General features: G+C 29.1%; 22 protein-coding genes and 1 pseudogene. 3 read left to right on the forward strand and 20 right to left on the reverse strand.

Going from position 1 to position 24072, the window contains the following annotated elements; all coding sequences use genetic code 11:
• Nucleotides 1–246: 246 nt before the first annotated feature.
• The 9 genes from IO99_RS05320 to IO99_RS05360 form a co-directional block, all read right to left on the reverse strand.
• Nucleotides 247–786: a hypothetical protein gene (locus tag IO99_RS05320; protein WP_156964293.1), complete on the reverse strand. Its 540-nt coding sequence runs from the start codon at nt 784–786 to the stop codon at nt 247–249.
• 22 nt (nt 787–808) lie between these two features.
• A complete protein-coding gene (locus tag IO99_RS05325) occupies nt 809–1828 on the reverse strand; it encodes a cell wall-binding repeat-containing protein (protein ID WP_051823943.1) in 1020 nt (339 codons plus the stop codon).
• A gap of 182 nt (nt 1829–2010) precedes the next feature.
• Complete coding sequence (locus IO99_RS05330; RefSeq protein ID WP_035131139.1) at nt 2011–2862, reverse strand: formate/nitrite transporter family protein; 852 nt, start codon at nt 2860–2862, stop codon at nt 2011–2013.
• Nucleotides 2863–3167: 305 nt separating this feature from the next.
• Nucleotides 3168–4172 carry a hypothetical protein gene (locus IO99_RS05335; RefSeq protein WP_035131140.1) on the reverse strand — a complete coding sequence of 335 codons (1005 nt, stop codon included), beginning with the start codon at nt 4170–4172 and terminating at the stop codon, nt 3168–3170.
• Nucleotides 4173–4516: 344 nt separating this feature from the next.
• Entirely contained in the window at nt 4517–6544 is a 2028-nt protein-coding gene (locus IO99_RS05340) for a urocanate hydratase (protein ID WP_035131141.1), read from the reverse strand.
• A 26-nt stretch (nt 6545–6570) separates the two neighbouring features.
• Nucleotides 6571–8547, reverse strand: coding sequence for an aminopeptidase (locus tag IO99_RS05345; RefSeq protein WP_035131142.1), 1977 nt, complete (start codon nt 8545–8547; stop codon nt 6571–6573).
• A 150-nt stretch (nt 8548–8697) separates the two neighbouring features.
• Nucleotides 8698–9021, reverse strand: a complete 324-nt coding sequence (locus IO99_RS05350; protein WP_035131143.1) for a DUF2325 domain-containing protein — start codon at nt 9019–9021, stop codon at nt 8698–8700.
• A 415-nt stretch (nt 9022–9436) separates the two neighbouring features.
• Nucleotides 9437–10174, reverse strand: a complete 738-nt coding sequence (locus IO99_RS05355) for an alpha/beta hydrolase (RefSeq protein ID WP_035131144.1) — start codon at nt 10172–10174, stop codon at nt 9437–9439.
• A gap of 5 nt (nt 10175–10179) precedes the next feature.
• Complete coding sequence (locus IO99_RS05360) at nt 10180–10983, reverse strand: helix-turn-helix domain-containing protein (RefSeq protein ID WP_035131145.1); 804 nt, start codon at nt 10981–10983, stop codon at nt 10180–10182.
• Nucleotides 10984–11163: 180 nt separating this feature from the next.
• Between IO99_RS05360 and IO99_RS05365 the strand changes: the two genes are divergently transcribed.
• The 3 genes from IO99_RS05365 to IO99_RS05375 all read left to right on the forward strand — a co-directional run bounded on the left by IO99_RS05365 (nt 11164) and on the right by IO99_RS05375 (nt 14183).
• Complete coding sequence (locus tag IO99_RS05365) at nt 11164–12258, forward strand: FecCD family ABC transporter permease (protein ID WP_084178082.1); 1095 nt, start codon at nt 11164–11166, stop codon at nt 12256–12258.
• Between the two features lie 9 nt (nt 12259–12267).
• Nucleotides 12268–13041 carry an ABC transporter ATP-binding protein gene (locus tag IO99_RS05370; RefSeq protein ID WP_035131166.1) on the forward strand — a complete coding sequence of 258 codons (774 nt, stop codon included), beginning with the start codon at nt 12268–12270 and terminating at the stop codon, nt 13039–13041.
• Nucleotides 13042–13139: 98 nt separating this feature from the next.
• Nucleotides 13140–14183, forward strand: a complete 1044-nt coding sequence (locus tag IO99_RS05375) for an ABC transporter substrate-binding protein (RefSeq protein WP_035131147.1) — start codon at nt 13140–13142, stop codon at nt 14181–14183.
• A 118-nt stretch (nt 14184–14301) separates the two neighbouring features.
• Here the strand turns inward: IO99_RS05375 and IO99_RS05380 are convergent, their stop codons facing one another.
• The 11 genes and pseudogenes from IO99_RS05380 to IO99_RS05430 all read right to left on the reverse strand — a co-directional run.
• A complete protein-coding gene (locus tag IO99_RS05380) occupies nt 14302–15357 on the reverse strand; it encodes an ABC transporter substrate-binding protein (protein WP_035131149.1) in 1056 nt (351 codons plus the stop codon).
• Between the two features lie 151 nt (nt 15358–15508).
• Nucleotides 15509–15649 carry a hypothetical protein gene (locus IO99_RS18985; protein WP_156964294.1) on the reverse strand — a complete coding sequence of 47 codons (141 nt, stop codon included), beginning with the start codon at nt 15647–15649 and terminating at the stop codon, nt 15509–15511.
• A 244-nt stretch (nt 15650–15893) separates the two neighbouring features.
• Nucleotides 15894–16985, reverse strand: a complete 1092-nt coding sequence (locus IO99_RS05390) for a sensor histidine kinase (protein ID WP_035131151.1) — start codon at nt 16983–16985, stop codon at nt 15894–15896.
• Nucleotides 16975–17667 carry a response regulator transcription factor gene (locus tag IO99_RS05395; protein ID WP_035131153.1) on the reverse strand — a complete coding sequence of 231 codons (693 nt, stop codon included), beginning with the start codon at nt 17665–17667 and terminating at the stop codon, nt 16975–16977. The genes IO99_RS05390 and IO99_RS05395 overlap by 11 nt, the downstream gene beginning before the upstream one ends.
• A gap of 19 nt (nt 17668–17686) precedes the next feature.
• Nucleotides 17687–18388, reverse strand: a complete 702-nt coding sequence (locus IO99_RS05400; protein WP_035131155.1) for a M15 family metallopeptidase — start codon at nt 18386–18388, stop codon at nt 17687–17689.
• Nucleotides 18389–18658: 270 nt separating this feature from the next.
• Nucleotides 18659–19195: a GNAT family N-acetyltransferase gene (locus tag IO99_RS05405; protein ID WP_035131158.1), complete on the reverse strand. Its 537-nt coding sequence runs from the start codon at nt 19193–19195 to the stop codon at nt 18659–18661.
• Between the two features lie 219 nt (nt 19196–19414).
• Entirely contained in the window at nt 19415–19693 is a 279-nt protein-coding gene (locus IO99_RS05410) for a CD3324 family protein (RefSeq protein WP_035131160.1), read from the reverse strand.
• Nucleotides 19694–20127: 434 nt separating this feature from the next.
• Complete coding sequence (locus IO99_RS05415) at nt 20128–20937, reverse strand: MerR family transcriptional regulator (RefSeq protein ID WP_035131161.1); 810 nt, start codon at nt 20935–20937, stop codon at nt 20128–20130.
• Nucleotides 20938–21013: 76 nt separating this feature from the next.
• Nucleotides 21014–22672, reverse strand: a complete 1659-nt coding sequence (locus IO99_RS05420; RefSeq protein WP_035131162.1) for a hypothetical protein — start codon at nt 22670–22672, stop codon at nt 21014–21016.
• Nucleotides 22673–22674: 2 nt separating this feature from the next.
• Nucleotides 22675–23460, reverse strand: a complete 786-nt coding sequence (locus IO99_RS05425; RefSeq protein WP_035131163.1) for an ABC transporter ATP-binding protein — start codon at nt 23458–23460, stop codon at nt 22675–22677.
• A gap of 221 nt (nt 23461–23681) precedes the next feature.
• Nucleotides 23682–24072, reverse strand: a pseudogene (locus IO99_RS05430) (tetracycline resistance ribosomal protection protein); the annotation flags it as partial.

The raw sequence follows: 24072 nt of genomic DNA on the forward strand, positions 1-24072 counted from the left end.
TTTCGGCCTATAAACAATTCACTGTAACATCAGAGGGTATTCTCCTTAACATTTATCAGTTACCAATTTATAAGCGCCTCTACTTATGATTCAATATTAAATTTTTAAACAATTCAATATATTATTTATCATGTACCCATTATAAATCTAATATTTTAGAAATGCAATGGTTTTTTTAAAAAAATTTTTAAATTAATATAAGTTTTTTGTAGATTTTGAATTTTACTTAACATTTCCCCGTTTTTCTTATACTTTTTTCAGTATACTCATAGTAATTTGTCCACCTAATCGTTTCCATAAGTCATCTATACTAGGAAATGAAGATACAAGATTACAAATTGATTGCTTGTAATCTTCATCACTCCATCGATAACCATAGTTTATACAATTAATTATATATCTTCTAAAAAAACTTTTTAAACTATTTCTGAAACAAACAATTTTATATTCGTTATATTTATTACCTAGTATTAAGTATAATTTTCTTTGATGACTTAAATTTATAATTAAACTTAATGTTTTTTCATCATAATAATTAAAGTGAAAAGGATAGTACTTTTCTTTTATATCATCTTTCATTCTTATAATCAAGTGCCCTGAAATTACTTTATTACTTTTTACATAGGCGCTTTTGAAATTAAACTGCATAGAATTAGGCAAATATATAAAATCTTTAAAATCATCTTTAATTATTATACAAGTCAACTTTTTATTATGAACCTTTTGTTCTGTTAAAGCAGATACCCCCAAGGGTAGGTCTTTAAGCATATCTTCTATAGGTCTCACTTTAATTTCACCCACTTTTGAGCTATTCAATACTTAAAACCTTAAATTTCTCCTCATAATTTACTGACTCTAATACCTTATTAACTATGTTGTCGCTGATTACTGTATTTCCTCCTAAAATTAATACTTGATCAGATTTTATCCCTTTTATTCTATTTAAGACCTTAGGATAATACCCTCCTGTTTCTTCCGTAAGAATTATAGGAGAAGAGGTTAAAGCAGCTATTGGTGCTCCAACTAGTCCATCTGGAAAATTCCTTCCTGATGCTAAATAAATTTTGCTTAAATTAATATTTCCACTAAAAGTATTTAAAACTTGGATATTAGTTTCATACCTATCAAGTCCAGCAATTCTTTGAGGATTTTTATAATTTTTCATATTTGCATCTGAAATCACTGAACTACCACCTATAACATAGGTTTTAGGTATATTATGATTTTCTATAAAAGTTTTATTTGAACTATTAAGACTATCTTTATCTGTTAATAATATTGGCATTCCTAAGTTTGCCGCCACTGGAGCTACAGATAAAGAATCCGCAAAACTTTTTCCAGAAGCCAGTACAACTCCATTGGTTGTGCCAACTTGTTTAGCTACATTAACAGCTGTTTCATATCTATTAAGTCCAGATATCCTATCTACAGTAATTCCCTTACTTTTAAGCTGAGCTTCAGCATTTTTAGAAATTACAGATTCTCCACCAACTATGTAAGCTTTAGAAGGCTTCACTCTACTTATCTCATTGGATACTGCAGTAGATAATGCATTCTTTTCTGTTAGCAATATGGGAGCATTATACTTTTTGGCTAAAGGTGCCGCACTTAGTGCATCAGGGTAATCTGCTCCACACACTAGTACTATAGTTTTACTTCCACTAGGCCACCCCTGTTTAGATGTTTCTACGGCAGTTTCATATCTAGTGCTCCCACCTAATCTTATTTTTACTGCATCTGCTTCTACTCTATTATTAATACTAAAGGCTATTGCCCCCATTATACTTATAGCTACAATTGAACTGATAACTCTTCCTTTCTTCTTCATATAACCCTCCCCATTAATTAATTTAGTATTTATCTTCATACTATCTATTTTATATTATGTGCTTCAAATATAAAATAGATTTTTACAAATCAATTTATATTTTTACAATTTTCCATAAAATTTTATAAAAAAAATCATGCTAAAACTTACTTTTAACACAATTTTCCACTAATATATATATATTACGCTGATAACTTCTCTCTTATCTCAATATTCTTTTTATTACATTTTCTATATATGAACCAATAAACTAATCCAATACAAACTGCACCACCAATAATATTTCCTATGGTTACAGGAATTAGATTATTAAAAATTCCTCCTATAGTTAAATTGTCTAACTTTTCAACAGCTACATGGGATGCTTCAACAAAAGCTGAATTCGTCTTTGCAAGTAATCCTACAGAAAAGTAATACATATTAGCTACGCAGTGTTCAAAACCTGCTATAACAAAAGCAAATATCGGAAAGAAACCCATGAATATTTTTCCTGTTACATCTTTAGCTGCATAGGAACCCCATACACATACACATACTATGACATTACATAATATTCCACTTGCAATTGCAGGTACAAAACCCATACTGGACTTAGCTGCTGCTACCTTAACTGCATATCCTCCAACATTTCCTGTTGCTAAAAGACCTGATTCAAAAACTAGTATTGCTACAAAAGCAGCTCCAATAAAGTTTCCTATCCAAACAAGTGCCCAATTTTTAAACATTTGGCCTGTGGTTATCTTTTTTTCAGCCCAAGCTACACTTAATAATGAATTTCCTGTGAACAATTCTGCTCCACATATTAACACTAAAATTAATCCAACTGGAAATACTATACCTGCCACAAATTTCTGTAATCCGGGATCACTAATTCCATGTGATGCTACTGATGATGCATATGCCCCTAAAGCTATAAATCCTCCTGCTAAAATACCTAAAAATAAAGTTTGTACACATTTATTATTAGCCTTTTTTACTCCAACCTGTTCTACATAATTAGTAATTTCATCAGGTGAAAGCATTTTTTTATCCATTAGAAGTTCCTCCAGTATTTCTACATTTTTATTTGTTTTTTTCACTTTCCACGTTAATTATATTGAAGCCTACACAAGGTGTCAACAGGTTTCCCCTTAATAAAACCTAGAAAAAATCCACCTCGAAAATTTATCTGTATATTTTAAATATTACAATAACTTTTATGAAATTTCATATGCTATTACAGGTATATTGATATGCATGTTCACAATTTAGACATAAAAAAAGTGGCATTCGCTACATTCCTAACGGTAAAACCTATAAAATGTAAAAATCTATACTTTCCTATACAACAAAAAAAATATTACCTAGTAAACCAGGTAATATTAAAAACTCCAATTTCATTCCATGATAAGTTTTCATTTATACTTTCGCTTTCAAAGGTATTTTTAAGCATGTTTTTAAGTTTCATAGAATTTTCATTAAGTTTTTTCTTCATTTCCTCATTTTCTTCTTCTATAAACTCTTCATCTTCTACTAAATAATTTCCTTCTTGGCTATATATAACTAGTTCATCACCCTCATATACCATGTCTCCATTTATTTCATAGGGCTTAACAGTCTTAAAAACATCCTTTATTTTACCATTTTCAATTTTTCCTCTATATAAATATTCACATTGAGTTAACTTTTTCTTATCAAAACTAAAGGTAATAAAAGCTATCTCATCCTTTTTAGGAGATACTTTTCCCTTTAATAAAACTTCTCCACTATCTTCTAAACTAATTATCTGTGAATCATTAAAGTATATATTAGTAACTCCATTACTAGCTTTACCATAAACTAGAGTATTGCCTTCATTAAGAACATCTATTAAGATTCCTTCACAGGAATTCAAAAGCTCTAAAGTATCTGCATCATAAATTAGATATTTTGTTGTGATAGGATCTATATATAAATGAACTACTAATTTATTATTCATCCATGATATATTGGATATTTGATTTTCCCCTATATCATTTATTTGTAATACTTTATATTCTTCATCTTTCATACTATATATATTTATTTTATCTTTCTCATCTAAATATTTAAAGGCTATATTACTCCAGTCATTACTTAAAGCAGAAAGTTCTTTAAGCCTATGCAAATCTCCTACCCCTTCTAAATATTCCTCATGCTCATCAAAAATATATATATTGTTGTTTTTTTCTATCACAGCACTTGTATAATTGTTTATAATTGGATCTCTTTCTTCTTCACTGTTAGATTTACATCCAACTAAAATAAAAAGGGTACTAATTAGTGTTATTGCTACGACAAATATTTTTATTTTATTAACTTTTCTAATTTTTTTTCTATAATTCAACACTACCCCTCCTTATCTACACATCAAATACCCTAACTATTATACTACTTGCAAATACTCTATTCAATATTATCTACTAATGTATATACATTGTTTTTATTTCATTTAAATTTACTACATATATTAAAAATATCATCCCCATAAAAATATACGAAGCAACCTTCAACTTAGAACTTATTTTTTTTATATTTTTATTAATATATTTTATCTACTTTATAAAAAAATATAAAAATTTATTTTATTTACAACTAAATACAAACTAAAAAAATAAAAAATCAGGTATATAGTCTTAATCTTTTAATACTATATACCCAATTAAATTATTCAATTATTTAAATTATGATTTATTTATTTAAAGCTTTTTCAATAACAGATTTTACTAATTCATCCTTTGGTATATATGGAAGAGTTATATGATCTGTTCCTTGATTCTTTTCATTATATTCCATACTTGTTTCAATAGAATGTGGATTTCTTGCCCAAGCTCTTCTAGCAACTCCACCCATAACATCCCATGCCATAGATGATTTTATAATATTATCAACTCTTTCGCTACCATCAAGAACTAATCCAAATCCTCCATTGATTGACTTACTTGTTCCAACTCCTCCACCATTGTGAAGAGCAATTAAGCTCATTCCTCTTGCTGCATTTCCTGCAAAGCATTGGATTGCCATTTCAGCCATCATGTTACTTCCATCTTTTATATTAGAAGTTTCTCTAAATGGAGAATCTGTACCACTTACATCATGGTGATCTCTTCCAAGCATGATTGGTCCAACTTCACCATTTCTTACAAGTTCATTAAACTTAAGAGCAATATCCATACGACCTTGTGCATCTTGATATAATATTCTAGCTTCTGTACCAACAACTAATTGGTTCTTTTCAGCATCTCTAATCCAAATGTAGTTATCTCTATCTTGTCCTCTTCTATTTGGATCAATACATTCCATTGCAGCATGGTCTGTTTTTATTAAATCTTCATGTTTATGACTTAAGCATACCCATCTAAATGGTCCATAACCATAGTCAAATAGCATTGGTCCCATAATATCTTCAACATAAGAAGGATAAATGAATCCATCCTTTTCATCTACACCATTTTTAGCTATATCTTTTCCACCAGCATCATAGATTGCTTTCATAAATGAGTTACCATAATCAAAGAAGTAAACTCCCTTAGCAACTAACTTTTTAATTATGTCGTAGTGTTTTAATAAGGTCATATCTACAAGCTCTTTAAATTTTTCTCTATCTTCTTTTAATAGTCTAGTTCTTTCCTCAAAAGAAATTCCCACTGGTGCATACCCACCATCATATGCAGCATGGCAAGAAGTTTGGTCTGATAATAAATCTATATGAATATCATTTTCTAAGATGTATTCAAGTAAATCTACGATATTTCCATGATATGCTATAGAGATAGACTCGTCATTTTTAGCCTTTTCCTTAGCAACTCTTATAACTTCTTCTAAATCACTTGATGCCATGGAAACCCAGCCTTGATCAAGTCTTGTTTTAATTCTTGAATAGTCAACCTCTGCTACAATTCCTACTCCATTAGCTATTTCTATAGCTTTAGGTTGAGCACCACTCATTCCGCCAAGACCAGAGGTTACAAATATCTTACCTCTTAAATCTCCATCATCAGCCACTCCAAGCTTTAATCTTCCTGCATTTACTATAGTGTTGAAGGTACCATGAACTATACCTTGAGGTCCTATATACATCCAACCACCAGCTGTCATTTGTCCATAGTTAGCTACTCCTAGTTGAGTTGCTAAATGGAAATCTTCTGGATTATCAAACATACCAACCATTAAACCATTAGTAGTTATTACCCTTGGAGCAGTTTTAGAACTTCTAAATAATCCTAATGGATGACCACTCTCTACTACTAAAGTTTGTTCATCTGTCATATTCTCTAGGTATTTTTTAATAAGTCTATATTGCATCCAGTTTTGGCACACTTGTCCTGTTTCACCGTAAGTAACAAGTTCATAAGGATATAATGCCACATCAAAATCTAAGTTGTTATCTATCATTACTTGGAAGGCCTTACCCTCTGCGCAATTTCCTTTATATTCATCTATAGACTTACCACTTAATTTTCCTTCTGGTCTAAATCTATATCCATATATTCTTCCTCTTGTCAAAAGCTCTTCCATAAACTCTGGAGCTAATTTCTCGTGAAGATGTTCTGGAACATATCTTAAAGCATTTTTAAGAGCTAATTCAGTTTGTGCAGGTGTTAAGCTATAACCTCTGTCAGGAGCTCTTCTAATTCCTTCTTGAAACTTAGGCATTTCTGGTAATTCATCATCTAACTTTATTACCATCTTATTTTTAATGTCAATGTTATTAATCATAATTTTCCTCCTATTTCTATAAAAACTTAGTTGAAAGGTTCATTTAATTCCTCAGTACCCTTTAGAATAAATCTACCATTTTTAATTACTTCAATAACTTCCCCATCCTTTGTTATAGCATTTATAAACTCTAAGCTATCGTAAGGTATAGTTATATCTGTATGACATTGAGTATATGCACTTTCTATATCAGTTTTTCTAAGAATAGATTTTTCATTATCCTTAGCAATTATTTCTTTTCCATCAAAGGCATTATATACTCTTTCATCTTCACTATATGAATAACAAGTATCACCCACTGCAAAGTGTGGTCCCATCTTTTCTCCAATAAGGATAGGAAGTATAGGTACTATATTATGCTTCTGTGCTATAACATATGCTAAGGTGTTTGTACCTATTGCAAACTCACCAAGAGGTAAGGTTTTATTTGGGAACAACAGATTTTCCTCTACATACTTTTTATTTTTAGATTCTTCATCAAAATTAGAACAGTTATATTCAGCTATATATCCATCCTTAAATAAAAGTTCTAAATTGATATATTTGAGGCCATCTAGGAAGATTTCTTCTAGATGTAGAAGTCCATTTGTTCCTTTTAACATTGGAGATGTAAATACCTCTCCAACTGGTATATTTACAGTAGCAATACAGTTTTCAAAGTTTGTTTCCTTTTCTGGATTCTTAATTTCCTGCATTTTAACCTTTATATCTGTTCTATTTCCATTGCAGCCCTTAACATGGATAAACTCACCCTTATCTAAAGCCCCAATAATATCATTTTGGATTCTTTCCCACTTGTCTGAATCTAGAGTATTTATCTTCATAGTATCAGCAAAGATTTCCTCAAAATTCTCTCCTATCTCTGGACTAGGGAAAGCTATAATAGTAAAGGTTGTTTCCTTAGATGGCATGTATTTATCTTGAATAGTTCTAAGTCTTACTGTAGCATTTTGGTAAACCTTACTTTGTTCTTCACTTAATTTTAATGCTGTATTCTTACTTTCAGGTGCAAAAGGAACCTCTCCAAAGCTTTCAATAACTGCTATTCCTGAATACTTTCCTAAGCCTTCTTTAAATCTTTCAAAGGTAGCTGTAAATCTTTCTTCTTTAACTTCTGCATAGTTTTTACTGAAGAATAACGCATTGTCAAATCTATGATCATAAGTAAACTGTTTATTTGCTTCAGTAGATTCTACCATTGCAAGGACAGGGGTTAAGTTGTATTTACCAAACTCCTTTATAACCTCTTTAACAATAGCCTCTTGACCAACAAAGTATATTAGTCTAACTGTAGACTTAATAGTGTAATCTTTCTTTTCTCTTATAAAGCTATCCATATATCCTTTAACCATGGTATATGCAATCTTGTTTACATCTTCATATGTAGACAAAAATTTAGCTGTTTTTATTTCATTATCAGTTATATATTTTCCATACTTAAATAAGTATCTTAAATCTTCTGAATTTGCTTCATCTACTATAGTTCTATAATAACCCTTAGTATCTAAAGCTATATTATTAACCCTTTCCTCAGCTTCCATGTCTAAAATGCTAACTTCAAAATCCCTTATAAGCTCCATTAAACCATTAGCATTATCACCATTTTTAACTACATAGGCATAGGCATCTGTAAATAATTGTAGTAACTTTTCTATCTTCTCAGTCTTATGAGAAAATACTAAAGATATACATTCATTTAACCTATTATATAAATATGTAGCTATTTGGCCCATTTCTTTTCCTAGCTCTTTCACTGCATAGTCTGGGTTGCCGTAACTTGTTTTATAGTTGTCACCTATTAAGTCACTATAAATTTCATGATTTTCTTTTAAAAGTTCATCAAAGTCTTTCTTTTGAAAATACTCATCATTTAACTTTTCTTCTAAACTACATATTGAATATAGTTTTTCCCCCATTGTCTTAAAGAAAGTTAAATAATTTTTCCCCTGAGTATTTATTAAAGATACTTCTTTTACTCCATTAAGATTACATATGTTCCTCATTTTATCCCCCACCCTTCTAAAAATATCCATAACAAAAACGTATCATATTCAGAAAATTAATACAATACTTTAGGTGATTTTTGTTATCGGGGTAAAGTGCTAAAAGATTAAATTCTACCCCAAAAATGTTTCCTTAAATTAACTTTATATTTAATTACTATGTTTAGTGCAGTTCTCGCAATCCCCAGAACAATTTAAACAATGAGTTTCTAATATACTCTTTAAAGAGCTGGAGCTACTACTATGAGATTTTGCTATACTGATATTCTTTCTTGCTGCCTCTTGCATAGCTGCATTAACCATTTTATGAGATACTGTGTTAGTAAACATTACTAATAAATCTGGACATCCTATTTGAGATTTAAAACGACCTGGCATTTGTGTAAACACCTTAGCCTTACAATTATATTTATCGCAAATCTTTTTATATTCACAAACCATCCTATCATGACCACCAATTATTACTATACTCATTTCCTTACCTCCTAAAATTTATATTATTTATATAAGCTCTTATGTATATGTAGCTATGTACTTCTAGGATTTTAAAATATTTACATGTTATAATAAGAAATTTTAAAATGCCTACGTGTTTTAATTTTGCATATTTATGATGTTAACTATTTACATAGTTAAATAGTTATATAGTTAGCTACGGCTTACCTACTGCTAAAATAAAATTAGTTAAGTGCCTAACTACCTTTAAGAAAGAAAGTTAGCTATTGCTTACTCAACTATAAAAAGATAAGTTAGCATCAACTAACTTATCTTTCAGTTTACTACTAAAGCTATGTTGTGTCAATATAACTTTAGTATAAAGTTCTTATCCTAACATTATCAAGTTGCAATGAAATACAAAAATTCCTTCTCCTTGTAATTATCAAACTAATTAATCTTTTCTCATTAAAAATTCCAAAGCAATTTTATTTCTATTTAATATATTTTCGTGGTGGTCATAATCATCCCAAACCATTTCTACATTTTCTTCTCCTATATGTTTCTTAAATATTTCATAGGACATACTAGAGAACTTAGGCATGCCCTTCTGAATTGTAGTCTTGCTATGTCCTTCCTTTCTTCCAGCAATAATAATAAGTCTAAAATCATCATTTACCAAAGTTTCTTCCTGAATAAATTTAATCCATCCATCATACCATTGAGATGCACATATACTTGCTACCTTACTATAATTATCATTTTTAAAAACTGAATATAAAGAAATCAAAGCTCCAAGAGAATGTCCCATAATTTTTCTATCATTCTTATTACTGCTTACTCTAAACTCTTTTTCAATATAGGTTTGTAAATCGCTTATTAAAAATTCTAAGTATTCATCCCCCCTGCCCTCAAATGGATGAAATCTTTCATGGTTAGATTCTGCTGCCCAAGGGGTATATTCATTTAATCTGTCAAAAGGTGTAATTCCAATTATTATATGTTCCTCTAAAGATTCATTTTCAAATTCATCTTCTATTTCATCAATTATTCCACCTAAAAACTTTCTAAATTTATCACCATCATGAGCATAAACTACAGGATATCTTTTATCAGATATATCATACTCCCATGGTAAATACATAAAAATCTCTCTATCAAAAACTGTCCTCGTTAAAATTCTTCCTCGCATATCTTCTACCCTTTCTTTAACTTGCTTGGAGTAACTCCAAAACTTTTTTTAAATAACCTACTAAAATAGAATTCATCATTATAGCCAATCTTTTTAGAAACTTCCTTAACTGCAAAACCTTCATTTAATAACTTGAATGCAACAGTCATTCTGCATTGGATTAAATAATCTATGGGACGAATATTTAAATACTTATTAAATAAGTATGATATTCTATTAGATTTCTCTCCATATTTTTCTGAAAGCATGCCTAATGTAATCTCTTCCATATAGTTTTGTGAAATAAATTCACTTACATCTATGGTAAAATCTTTTTCACTTAATCCCTTTTTGTAGTTATGATCAGTAAAGAGTTCTCTTAAAAATAATGAGGTTTGTATTTGAAGATTTACTTTTGATGTTAATTGTTGTTTTGAAGATATTTCTTTAAGCTCATACAAGGATTTCAATATCTCGTCATAATTTATTACGTCAAGTTCGAAGGTTGAATTCATATAAGAATCATGCTTAATACATTTATCTGCCATATAATAGATATTCATATATTCAAATTCTTCATCTCCTAAAACCTTAAAGGATATGTTTTTATTTTTACATCCATGAATTACCTTTCCTCTTTCAGCAATATAGACCTCATTATCAAACTCTATTTGGGCTCTTCCTCTTATAGTAAAAATGAATGCTGAGAGATTAGTTGTATAACCATTTTTCGATGACATAGAATTCTTGATAAATCTTTCTATTCTAAAAACTTCAAAAGTATTTTTTCTAAATTCTTTTAATAAATCACCTTTATTAACATTTTTCAAGTAAATAGGCTCCTTTCAATACATATAACTTTAAATAATTGTCCATGTTTTTATTTTAGTATATTCTATTACGATTTTTTCTATATTATAATAGTTAATGAAATTGATAATTATTATCATTTAATTCTCTAGAATAAGTTTACCTCATTTTTAGTAGGAGTTCAAGAAAGGATGTTAAATGTGAAAGATATTTTAAATGCTTCTTATGAGAAAAACCAAAAGATAAAAAAATCCTTCAATTTATTTATCTTAGGCTTAATTATATTATTATTTATTTCTGTAATTTTATCAGTATCCTTTGGTTCACTTAGAATAAAACCTTCTGTATCCTATAGCATAATCTTAAATGAATTATTTGGATTATCCTTAGGTGATGCTGCCGAAGTAAGTAATATATCTACTTATAATGTTATTTGGTTAATTAGAATGCCTAGAGTTTTACTTGCAATTGTTGTTGGAGCTGGACTTGCTGTATGCGGAACAATAATGCAGGCAACTGTTCAAAATCCTCTAGCTGAGCCATATATTTTAGGAATTTCTTCTGGTGCATCACTAGGTGCAACCTTCTCTATAATGTTAGGATTGGGCTCATTTAGTCTCTTTTCCATAAGCAGTGTATCATTTTGGGCATTTTTAGGTGCTTTAAGTGCCTCTATCTTGGTATTGGTATTATCCTCAATGGGAAATAAAATGTCATCTTCCAAGTTAGTCCTTTCGGGAACTGTAGTCAGTGCATTATGTACATCTTTATCTAATTTTATAATTTCTATTGCTAGTAATGCTGAAGGTATGCAAACGGTAAAATTCTGGACAATGGGTTCTTTGGCAACTGCTAAGTGGCAAAATATAGGTTTTGTAATTTTAGCTGTAACTATATGTTGTTTATTTTTCTTAACTCAAGGAAGAACTTTAAACTTAATGTTAATGGGTGATGAAGCATCAATGACTTTAGGGCTTAATTTAAATTTATACAGAAAAATTTATATGATAATCACATCATTACTAACAGGTATTTTAGTAGCTAATTGCGGGATTATAGGCTTTGTAGGATTAATAATCCCCCATATTTCAAGATCTATAGTTGGGTCTGATCATAAAAGACTAATCCCAACTTCAATACTTTTAGGTTCTATATTCTTAATTTGGGCTGATGTTTTTGCTAGAATAATCATCCCTAATGCCGAATTATCCATTGGTATTATTACTGGTTTAGTTGGAGCACCATTCTTTGTTTACATTTTATTGAGAAAGGGCTTCGGATATGGAGATAAGTAGGTGATTTTAATGGATTTGAAAATTAAAGAATTAAAGGTCAATTTATCGAAAAAAGAAATTGTAAAAGGAATTGATTTAGCAGTTACAAGTAATAAGTTCATAGGCTTAATAGGTCCAAATGGCAGTGGGAAATCAACATTATTGAAAGCTGTTTATGGTGTAATAAAGCCAACCTTTGGAGATGTTTTTATATCTGATAAGGATATAAAAAATTACAACAAAAAATCTCTTGCTAAAACTCTTGGAGTAGTTAGTCAATTTAATAATATTAACTTTGATTTTAAAGTTATAGATATAGTTCTAATGGGTAGGGCTCCTTATAAAGGTTTATTAGAGCAAGATAATAAAACTGATTATGATATGGCACTTAAAGCTTTATCTCAAGTTGGAATGATAGATTTTGCTCAAAAAAACTTCAGCCTATTATCTGGAGGTGAAAAGCAAAGGGTTATATTGGCTAGAGCAATAACTCAAAACCCTAAAATATTAATTTTAGATGAGCCCACTAATCATCTAGATATAAAGTATCAACTAGAAGTTATGTCAATAGTTAAAAATTTAAATATATGTGTTTTAGCTGCTTTGCATGATTTAACATTAGCTTCTCAATTTTGTGATGAACTTTATGTTTTGAAAGATGGAGTTATTGTGTATAACGGGATTCCAAATGAAGTTATAACAGAAAAAACAATTAAAGAAGTATATGATGTTGAATCTATTGTTCACATAAATCCAACTACCAAAAAACTTTCTATTGAATACTTACCACCGTCATTACATTAAAAAATTATAAATAATTATTTTATGCTTAACTATATAAAAAATTAAAAAATAATATAAATATCAAAACTTTTAATATGAAAATCGAGAGGGGAATTATCATGAATAAAAAATCTTTACTTTTACTTACATCATTAGCTCTATCTGCTGTAGTCTTTGTAGGCTGCAGTAATAAAACTGAAAATGTAGACTCACCATCAAAGCAAGAGCAAACTAGCACTTCTACAACTACATCAACTAATAAAACAACTTATCCAATAACCTTTGATGCTTTTGATTCTGAAGGAAATGTGTACAAACAGACTTTTAATGAAGCTCCAAAAAAAGTTATAACTAATAACCAAACTTCAACTGAACTACTTTTAACTTTAGGATTAAAAGATTCTATAATTGGAACAGGTGACTTAGATACTCCTATGTTAGAAAATTTAAAAGCAGACTACGAATCTATACCTGCAATTGCTAACAAAGGTGATGTTGCTAAAGAAGTTGTTGTTGGCTCAGGTGCAGATTTAGTAATTGGAAGATCTGCTTCATTTAAAGATGATAGATATGGTTCAATACCAAGTTTAAATGAAGTTGGTATTAATACTTACGCTCAATTGGCAAGTAAAATGAATGCCCATATTTCTCTAGACACAATTATTCAAGATGTTAGGAACGTAGGTACTATGTTCGATGTTCAAGATAAAGCTAATAAATTAGCTGACTCACTTCAGAATTCATTTGATAACATTAAATCAAAAGTTCCAACCACTAGTGAAAGAAAAAAGGTTATGCTAATAGTTAATTATAATGGAGAATCCTTTACTGCTTATGGCGCTAATGCTTCATTACAAAAGGAAATGTTAAATGTGTTAAATTCGGATAACGTTATTGAAAAAGGTGGTTCTATATCATTAGAAAATATAATTTCTTCTAACCCTGACCATATTGTTTATGTAACAGCAAATAAAAATGCTTCTGTAGATGTTGATGCCTTAGATAGGCTATTAGCAGAACCTACACTTCAAAGTGTTGAAGCTATAAAGAATAAAAATATCGTTTCTGTTGAATACACTGAACTTATGGGATATGGCTACAGAACCTTCAATTGCTTAGAAAAATTAGCTAAAGACTTCTATCCTGAAATATTTAAAAACTAAAATGTAAAAATGCTTAGTGTTGACTCACTAAGCATTTTTATTATAGTATAAATAAGTTTGTATAAACACAAATTTATCTACTCTCTTTTTTATTGTTATATAATACTATAGATGATTTCTAATTACTTGATTTTATGCGTATCCATGCATCATCATATACCTTTTTCACATCACTAGGAAAATCCACATAGATTTCACATCTATCCATTATTTCTTTAGTCATATATGCATTAGGATTATTTCTAACTTCCTCTGGTTGCTCAAGTCTTGCTTCTTTATTAGGAGTTGTATACCCTATTTCATCAGCTATTCTCAATGCACTTTCCTTATCACTTACAAAGTTTATGAATTTTTCAGCGCCATCAACATTTTTAGCATTATAAGGTATGCATAAGCTATCAATCCAGAAGTTCGCCCCTTCCTTAGGTACTACATAAACTAAATTAGGGTATTCAGCTTGAAGATTTAACCCCTCTCCAGACCAAATCATGTTTATATCAGACTCCCCTGCCGGAATCATTACAGTTCCATTATCAACACCATATATTGGATTAACTAATTTCCTTTGATTTAATAGTAGCTCTTTAGCTTCTTTAATTTCTTTTGGATCAGTTGAATTTAAAGAATATCCAAGTTTCTTTAAAGCTACTCCTATAGTGTCTCTATAGGTATCAAACATAAAAATCTTATCTTTATACTTTTCATTCCATAATATATCAAAGCTATCTACTTCTTCTTTTACTACATCTTTATTATAAATAAGTCCTACTGTTCCAAACATATAAGGAACTGAATATTTATTACCTGGATCTATTTCTAGATTCAAATAGTCTTCATCCATTTGAGATATATTAGGTATATTATCTTTATTTAATTCTTGAACAAACTTATTTTTTATCATTCTAGGCATTAAAACATCAGATACTAATATTACATCATAGTTTACACCGCCCTGACTAATTTTTTGATACATAGTTTCCATATCATCAAAGGTTTCTACATTAACCTTTATACCATATTCCTTCTCAAATTCTTTTACAGTTTCTTCATCTATATTTTCACCATAATTGAAAAAGCTTATTTCTTTAGAAGAATCTTTACTACAACCTGCAAAAACCACCAACATTATTAAAAGACATGTTGATAGGCTCAATAATTTAAATAATTTTTTCATACTACACTTCCTTCCACATGATTTTATATATTATTTAAATCCTAAATATTCTTTCGGATTATAACATTATTTTAAATATATGTCTAATTGTATAGTATTTATTATTTAATTCATCTAATAGCCCTAAGAAAAAATATTGGAATGTGCTAAGTTACAGGATATGCTCATTTTCATTGATGGCACCATATTTTTTTCGAGCATCAAAAAATAGTTGTATCAAACTCTGATAATATGGTATAAATTCACCACTATCTATCATTGAAAATATCTCTTCTTTAGAAGCCCACTTCACTTTCTGAACTTCTTCATACTGCAATGATAGTTCGTTAATATCAACATCTTGTTCAATTAAATAAATATCATCAAATCCATTGTTAAAGTTCATGGCAATATGAGGTCTAATATTTTAAAATCTACTCTTAACCCAATTTCCTCGGTCTTAAGCTATACGCTTACCACTACTAGGTCGCATTAAGGACTTTCACCCTTAAGATTACGCCCATGCTGGCACACACATAAAAACTAATATCTCTATATCAATTAATAGGCAATTTCACTTCGAAGATGGTTCTCACCTCATCACTATAAGCAGATATATTTCCTCCATGTAACTCTATAATATTTTTTGTTATAGCCAATCCTAATCCAGATCCACCTATATTACTGTTTCTTGATTTTTCTATCCTATAGAATCTATCAAATATATATGGTAAGTCTATTGGTGATATGGATTGCCCATAATTTATAACCTGAACCACTGACATATCCCCTTCTTTTTTTGTCACCACATCAACATAATATCCATCTTCTCCATACTTAATGGCATTAGATAATAAATTTTCAATAGCCCTAACCAATTTCCCTGCATCCGCATTTACTATTAATTTATCATCTGAAAAATTAGTTCTTGATTTCATATTTGCACTCTTAAATTGATATTCAAAATAAGCAACAACCTGCCCTAATAAATCCACTAAATTAATGTTAACCTTATGTAGATTAATAGTATTGTTTTGCATTTTAGTAAGTTCAAACAAATCATTTATAAGTAGATTTAAAGCTTTAGATTTTTCATATGCTATATTAACATAATATCTAAGAACCACCTCATCCTTATATTGATCAGTATCAATAAGTTCTAAATATCCCATGATTGAAGTTAATGGAGTTCTTAAGTCATGGGAAACATTAGTTATTAAATCACTCTTAGTTTGTTGTGATTTTCGTTCTTCTAAAGTTATTTCTTTAAGTTGCTTTGATATATTATTTATATTTTTAGCTAGATTTTTGATATCACCATTAGATTCAACCTGTATTACTCTATCTAAATTGCCATTAGCCATTATTTCTGTTTCATTAATTATAGCCACTAAACTCTTGCTTTTTTTATAAGTTTTAAGTAAATAAAAAGTACAAAATAAAAATAAACCTACTAATGTGTTTGTATATCCTCCAAAGCTAAGATATCGAATATTAAAGATAGCCTCATAAGCAATACCAGAAATACCTTTTAAAATATAATTTAATATTAACTTACCTATTTCTACTGTAATATAGGTTAATATCATTGCACTTAGGACATCAACTAATTGTCCTAACAAATATTCGTATAACCTCTTATTTTTCAATTTTGTATCCAACTCCCCACACAGTATGTATTATCTTATTACCTTTCATATATTCTTCAATCTTATCTCTTAGTCTACTCATATGTACCATCACAGTATTATTTGATTGAAAATACTTTTCCTTCCAGACCCTTTGGAAAATTTCCTCAGCACTAAAAACTCTACCTCTATTAGTAGCTAATAGATACAAAATTTCAAATTCTGTTGCTGTTAAATCTAATTCATTATTATCTATAGTTACGTTGTGTTTCTTCTTATCTATACTCATTGACTCAATTCTTATTATGTCATCGGAAATATCCATTTTAGTATTTAGAAAATATGCTCTTCTAAGTAGCGCTCTTATTCTAACTGTAAGTTCTAAATTATTAAAAGGCTTACATACATAATCATCTGCACCTGTCATAATACCCTGTATCTTATCCATATCTTCAACCTTTGCACTAAGCATAAGAATTGGAATGTTGTGTTTTTCTCTTACTAATCTACAAACTTGTAACCCATCCATTCCTGGCATCATTATATCTAAAACAATTAAGTGGATTTCTTCTTTATCTAGTATATCTAAAGCATCTTCTCCACAGATTGCTTTAAAGACAGTATATCCTTCATTTTTTAATGTTATCTCTAACAAATCTCTTATATCTTTTTCATCATCTACTACAAGAATGTTTTTGCTCATGGTATAGTCCTCCTATTATCTATTGTTCCTCTAAATATTCTTCTAATGTAATACCTTTATTATGAATATATGTAGCTACTTGTTCACCAACATACCTAATATGCCAAGGTTCATAAGCTATCCCTGTTATATCATTTTTACCTTCAGGATATCTGATAATAAACCCAAATTTATAGCAGTTTTTTTCAAGCCAATCCGCTTCATTTGTTCCTTTTACAAAATATCTATGTTCATTTGTAATATCAATAGCTAGCCCTGTTTGATGTTCACTAAAGCCAGCTTTTGCTACATAATCCTCCGTATACTTTTTTCCATAAGCTTTCACACTGTCTTTATAAATACGTTTTTGCAAATCATAGGATCTATATGCTGAGTTTCCAAGTAAGATTATTTCCTCAGCTTTTGCGCTATTTATCAAATCCTCTAGGGGTTTTACAACAATTTTAGTTACCTGTCTTTCTTCAGTTTGTGATTCATTAGCAAATGGTATATTAGGTATCTCTAAATCTTTAGGTTTATACTTCGTATCCAAACCTAACTTACTATTTACTAGTAAAAGCCCATTACCTTCTTCCACTACATTAGTTTTATCATTTAAACTAATCTCCATTCCTTTATATCTTGTATTATTTATAGCTATCTCATTATTTCCTAAAATGTATAGAGATCCACAAATTATTATTGTACTTACAGCTAATATATTTTTAAATCCTTTATTCATCTTCTACACTTCCTTTTCAAAATCTTAAATTCAGTATAGAATATAGAGTTTACAAGAATTATAAAAATTTCTTAAGAAACCTTAACTTTATAAATATAATACTATACTTATATATGGAAAAATAGCCTTAACCAAGTAATTTTAATAGTTAAGACTAAAAACCTCATTTATTTATTATATAGTTCAGTATTTGAAATTCTTATTAATACATGTAAATATTTTTATGAATGACTTCTTATTATTACTTATACAAAAGGGATATCTTAACAATCAAAGGTTATTAAATGTAAATATTAGCTTATATCCATCAAAAGTTTCATCATACTTTTCTTGAAAACTATCATTTGTATAATAACTAATAGTTTTTCTCCAAAACTTCTCTGCCCTTTGGTTTGTCCCGATTGCTTTTGCCGCCACATATAATCCCCATTTACCTTTAAATTTATCGAATACCTGCTTTGCTGCAATAGATGCAATATCTTTTCCCCTATATGGTCTTAATAAAAAGAACTCATAAACATAATAATCCATTCCTTTAGGTGCATATTTACCAGTTGACACTAAATCAAACCCTGCCGGCTTTCCATCCACCATTATAATAAATGGGAAAAGCTCATTTGGCTTCTGAAACCAATCATTTTGAACATCATATTGTTCAGCCAATGTTTTTATAGGCTCATCCTCATAAATTCCATATTCATTTGGTACATTTCCATAAACCTCTGATAAATCATGCAAATATAATGGGTAAATATTTTTTATGATATTTGCATTTTCTTTACTTGCTAAAACTACCTTTACTTCCATACCCCTCATCCCCTATCTTATAATATAATCGTAAAATAAATAGCATGCTAATTATCACTTTAACTAGCATGCTGATTTAAAATAGGACATTATATATAATTTAAAATTCAATTTATAATGTCTATTTAAAATCAGATAAAGTTTACTTATAAAACTCTCTAAATAAATCATATCATGACTTTAAATAAACCTTCAATTTCATAAACAGTTATGTATTAATTATAAACATAATCTGTTCTGTTCACTTATTATGCGTCTTATACTCTGCTCTGATAAGTAATACATTAATGATAACTTTCTGACAGTCATACCCTCATTATACTTTTGAAAAATTTCATTATTTCTATCCTTTAACATATCTTTTATACCACTTTTTTCTCCCCAAGCTTTCTGCTTACCATCTTTTCTTGGTATATAAAGAAATTCTCCATCAACATATTCTTGTATGGCTTTTATTATATCCTCTGGTAACACATTATTTGCATTAATATATTTCAAATTCTTGCCCTCCTCTATTTCAATAGATTTGATGCAAAAACTACCCTAAAACTCAGTTAATGTGTTACAAGAACCTAAGTTGTTTAACATTTATTTATATGCAATTCATTAAATTAGGCTCCTGACAAAGCATTGCTGTTTTGTTTTATTGTAGTCTTTGCAGGAGCAAGTTATGAAACTTCTAAAAATCTTATTGACTTCCATTAAACCACACCTTTCTTATCTTAATTATATCTTATTGAATTTACATTTAACAATATTTACAAATTAAAATATACAGTTCACTGTAATTGGCATAACGTAGGCTTTTTAGTCAAAAACAGTTTATATCCACAAATTATTAAAGGCTCCTAAATTTTTTCTAACCTAAATAAATAAAATGGCTGCACATAATGATAGCTAAGTCATCATGTACAGCCATTTTTATAAGCCCGTTATTTTTTTACTGGTATCTGTATTTCACTCAAATAATCCTCTGTATTCCCTTCATTCCAAGGTCCTTTTATAGCAACTTGACGTGGATTTCCAGCTATACTATATCCATTTTCCTCAATCCAATTTCCTAAAAAATTGTATGCTGGCGCTAAATTAGAATAATCTCCTGGAACTAATATGCTAACAGCTTGCTCCACTACTTCAGTTTCCTTGAATATAAACTCATTTTCATTCTCCATAAGCTTGTCAACGCCCATTACTACCTCTACATCGACCTTACCTTCTTTATAGTCCTCATCGTGATAAGTAGCATAAGCAATGTCGTTGCAAGGAATGTTTTTTGATACAATGTATTTATCTAACCTTTCCCAAAGCATGCCTTCTGCATTATACGCTGGTATAGTATCCCTCAAAGAAATAACCTTGTAACTAGGTATTGATTTTAATGTAACATTGTAACTCATATTAACCCTCTCCTTTTTCATATCCTTAATGGCGGAGTTGATTTTTTCAAGTCTTATTTCCTCAGCTCTTATATTATTCTTAATCTCTTCACCTTTGGCTTTTAAAATATCTTCTAGCTTTTCCTCAGACTTTTCCTTCATACATACTGCTATATCAGCTACGTTAAAGCCCATATCTCTCAATGATACTATTAGGTTAATATCTGAAATCTGTTTCGCCGAATAATATCTATAACCTGTGAAGTCATCAATTTTAGCAGGCTTAAAAAGTCCCACTTCATCATAATATCTGAGCATACGGACGGATACTCTGGTCAACTTAGAAAAATCTCCAATCTTGAACATAAAATCAACTCCTATAAATTACTGCCATTCGAATGACATCTTTAGAATAATGCCTAACACCATGTGAGAGTCAATATTATATCCCTATATCTTTCCAACTTATTTTAAAGCTTATTTTCCAAACAATTACATTAACTACAAAAAGGATTGCTATAAATACTCCTATAAAGGTAATATTATTTCTAATTATTATGTGTATTGCAGCAAATATCCCAATAAGCACAAATGTAATCGCCCCTGGGCCTATAAGCTTACCACTATCAATTGAAGCAAATTTCACACTAAAAGGCATCATCTTATTTGACAGTTTAAAATAAACTAATGATGATATTAAAAGGACTAAAAACATTACAATTAAGTCTAAGATTATTGATGGTCCCTTTAATATTAAAAACACTATAGCCGTAAATAAATAAACTGGTATAACTAATTTAAATAAGGTTCCTTTTATTGCTCCTTTTAATATTACTCCTGGATCTTTTATTGGTAATACCTTATATATAAATGCACCTTTATAATTATCACTATTATTTATATAAGCAGTGCAGAAGCATAGCATTAATACGGTTAAATACATTAATAAATGTACTTTTCCACCATAGCTTGTTTGGATAGTTTCAATAAAGGATTTATCTCTATCTGTAAAAATAAACAAAACTGGCATAAATACAGCCATTGAAAGAGAAGGATATACCTTAAGTTTAAAATTTCTTTCTGTAGATATCATATTTTTAGTAAATGTAAACATGCTTTTTTCAACTTTATCTTTGCAAATTATTCCCGCTATAAAATCTTTTCTTATTTTATCTCCACCTCTTATAGCTCCCCCATTATCATTTAGTTTTTGAAGGTTCTTTTCAAAATATGGTACTACCTTCTTAACATAAAGGGTAATTAGTATTACTGGAGCTAATATTGCCATTACAGATAAAAATATTAAAAAAGGATTTCTATTTCCATCTATTAATATTCCAAAAGGAGCTGCAAACCACATAGATGGAACTAAACTATGCCAAAGCTTAGGTACATAAATAGCTGTAATATCTATAGTAGTAAAAAATCTATTAAATAACTGATACCCAAAAGCAAATAAAAATGCTAGTAATATTTGAAAGTAATTTATAATATCCTTTAGCTTTTCTCCATCAAAGAACTTTAAGACTAAAGTATATAAAAATGCCGTTATTACTACAACTAATAAAGCTATTAGTATATTTTCCATAAAAAATATTGGTAAAAATATCACTCCATATTTTACTGTTCCAAAAATTAAAGGTATTAAATTAAGAGACAAAGATATACCAAGTAGATACATACATATATGAGTAAGCTTGGCCGCATTAAAGGTTTTGCTATCTACAGGCTTTGGTAATAGTATGTTTTTTTCTTTTACATCTAATAAAACAGCTGAAAAATCTGATATCATAAGTGATACCATCATAAATAGATTTACACCTATAATAATATTTATATTTTTTAAAGCTGGCATATCAACTAACATTAACATTCCCATAAAAATGCTTAAAAATCCGTTAAAAAGAAGTAGTTGCTTATAATTATTCTTATCTTTATTTTCGGAAGACTTATTATTATTTGTCAAAACAGTACTTACCCTGCGTCCATCCATAGTTAATTTTATTTGCAAAATCATTCGCATAATATCATAATTAACACCGGCTTTTTTATACAGTCCTTTAAATTTATCTAATAGTCTTAATATAGCAAATTCCTTCATAGTTATACCTCTTGAACTAAAGACACAAACTCTTTAGCAATCTGTCCGTGTTCATTAAATCCTGTTAATTGATTGAATACTTCTTCTAAAGAGCTTTCCTTTTCACTATTTTTAAGCTCCTCAAAACTTCCATCTGCAGCTATTGTTCCATTATCAATAAGTACAATTCTATCACTTACCTTCTCTACAACATCCATTATGTGTGAAGAATAAAATATAGTTTTTCCTTCCTTTGCAAGACTACTCATAACTTCTTTAAATATCATTACACTATTAGCATCTAGTCCACTTAAAGGCTCATCAAAAAATAATATATCTGGATTATGAATTAAACTACATATTATTAGTAGCTTTTGCTTCATTCCTTTTGAATATGAAGATATTCTTGAGTTCATAGCTCCTTCAATTGTAAATAACTTCATAAGCTTTTTTGCTTTTTTAATAAGGGTATTTTGATCTATGCCATATACTCCACCTAAAAAGCTTATATATTCAAATGCAGTTAAATTTTCATATATATCAGCAAGCTCTGGAACATATCCAATTTTCTTCTTATACTCTACACTTCCATTACTTATATCTTGTCCTAATATTTTTACCTGTCCTGTATAGCCTTCTATTATACCAAGCATTATTTTTATAGTTGTACTTTTACCAGCACCATTAGTTCCTATATATCCTATTATTTGTCCTCTCTGTATCTCTAAATTTATTCCATTTAAGACACGCTTATCTCCAAAGTTCATTTTAAGATCTTTAATTGATATTATACTCTCTAAATTCTCCATAAGCTTTTCCACCTCAAAACACAACATGTGCAAAATTAATATTTTTTACACCTTATACACTAATATAGTACCAAATAAATGAGTTATTGTAAAATAAAGGTTTATATTTTATAAAAAATAAGATAGACTTATTTTAAAGCCTATCTGTATTAAAGTTCATATTTTAAATTTTTAACTTTTTCTATCCATTTATTGAATATACTTTATATATCGAAAAATAATTAATCTCTAATTGCATTTAACTTGTGAAGCAAATATTCTTTTTTGTTTAAAGGATCATAAGTTGTCTTTTTGCGGGTTTTAGTAAATTCAAATGGTATTTCCTTGTATCCAAAAAACTTTGTTAAAAACATACCTTTACCTTCTGTATAGGAAGATATTTTTAGCTTGTATTCTTTTGAATTTTCTACTGGTATTAACCCTTTTATTAAAAATTCATCTTCAACAATAATGTAGTTATCAAAGGTTGCTCTCATAGTTTCTAAGTCCCAAATAGCTTTACCAAAAACATTTTGTGGAATCCTTAGTTCAAACTCATGCAGAGGTTCCAACAAGTAAGTTTTAGCTTCATATAATGCTTCCATAAATACCATAGGAGTTACATTTCTAAAG

This window comes from Clostridium sulfidigenes (assembly GCF_000732635.1).
GTDB lineage: Bacteria > Bacillota > Clostridia > Clostridiales > Clostridiaceae > Clostridium_J > Clostridium_J sulfidigenes.